Raw genomic sequence first — 1,749 nt, 5'->3', positions numbered from 1 at the left:
GGGGTTTCGAAGTTGACTTCGTTAGCGCCAAAAACTTCACCGTCTGTACCACCGCAGCCTGCGGCCAGAGCGATATCGTCGAAGTAAAAGGTCCAGTTGGCCGGATCGGTCGCCGCTGCGCCGCTGATACCCAGGTCGAATATCAGGGTGATGCCACTCACGCCGTCGCCAGAAAGCGTGCCAAAGTCGAAGCAGAGTTCCTCCCAGCCGGTGCCCGCGTGATTAGCCGTCACCTCGCCCACCGGGCCACCTTCAAGCTTGAACAGAACCGGTACCGGACGCTGCGACCATACCTTCATGGTAAAGGCGCTGCCGGAGGGCAGGTTTGCCGTGCCACCCAGGTCCAGGGTGGCGCCGCCAAATACCGCACCGTCAAACTTCAGCATCTGCCCCACCTGGGCACTGGTATTGCCATCGGTATCCGGGTTGGCCACAACCGACGCCTGGCCGCCTTCAAAACCGCCGCCCTCGAGGAACACGAATGCAGCCGGGTCGCCCTCGAAGTCAACCGGCAACGGAGAGTCTCCGTCTACCACACTGTCACCACAACCCGAGGCCAGGGCGATATCGTCGAAGTAAAAGGTCCAGTTGGCCGGATCGGTCGCCGCTGCGCCGCTGATACCCAGGTCGAATATCAGGGTGATGCCACTCACACCGTCGCCGGAAAGCGTGCCAAAATCGAAGCAGAGCTCCTCCCAGCCGGTGCCGCCATGGTTAGCCGTCACCTCGCCCACCGGGCCACCTTCAAGCTTGAACAGAACCGGTACCGGACGCTGCGACCATACCTTCATGGTAAAGGCGCTGCCGGAGGGCAGGTTTGCCGTGCCACCCAGGTCCAGGGTGGCGCCGCCAAATACCGCACCGTCAAACTTCAGCATCTGCCCCACCTGGGCACTGGTATTGCCATCGGTATCCGGGTTGGCCACAACCGACGCCTGGCCGCCTTCAAAACCGCCGCCCTCGAGGAACACGAATGCAGCCGGGTCGCCCTCGAAGTCAACCGGCAACGGAGAGTCTCCGTCTACCACACTGTCACCACAACCCGAGGCCAGGGCGATATCGTCGAAGTAAAAGGTCCAGTTGGCCGGATCGGTCGCCGCTGCGCCGCTGATACCCAGGTCGAATATCAGGGTGATGCCACTCACACCGTCGCCGGAAAGCGTGCCAAAGTCGAAGCAGAGTTCCTCCCAGCCTGTGCCGCCATGGTTAGCCGTCACCTCGCCCACCGGGCCACCTTCAAGCTTGAACAGTACCGGTACCGGACGCTGCGACCATACCTTCATGGTAAAGGCGCTGCCGGAGGGCAGGTTTGCCGTGCCACCCAGGTCCAGGGTGGCGCCGCCAAATACCGCACCGTCAAACTTCAGCATCTGCCCCACCTGGGCACTGGTATTGCCATCGGTATCCGGGTTGGCCACGACCGATGCCTGGCCACCTTCAAAACCGCCGCCCTCGAGGAACACGAACGCAGCAGGGTCACCCTCGAAGTCCACTGGCAGCACAGGGTCCGGGTCGACGACATCGCCACCGGTATCGCCACAGCTTTCACCGAGGACAATGTCGTCAAAGAGGAAGGTCCAGTTATCCGGATCAGTTTCCGCTGCACCCACAGTGCCGTTGTCGAAGATCAGGGTGATACCCGTTGCGGAGCTGCCCCCGGTCAGGCCGGTGAAATCAAAGCACATCAGCTCCCAGCCAGTACCACCGTGGTTTGCTGTAAGCTCCTGGTTCACACCCTCGAGCTTGAAC

1 protein-coding gene is annotated in these 1,749 nt (G+C 61.8%); it reads right to left on the bottom strand.

Going from position 1 to position 1,749, the window contains the following annotated elements; all coding sequences use genetic code 11:
* Positions 1–1,749, bottom strand: a 1,749-nt coding sequence (locus CWI75_RS18395; protein WP_206604675.1) for a hypothetical protein, incomplete at both ends; no start/stop codon positions are given.

The sequence above is a fragment of the Kineobactrum sediminis genome, assembly GCF_002868715.1.
Lineage (GTDB): Bacteria > Pseudomonadota > Gammaproteobacteria > Pseudomonadales > Halieaceae > Kineobactrum > Kineobactrum sediminis.
This window is presented reverse-complemented; position numbering and strand designations above follow the sequence as displayed.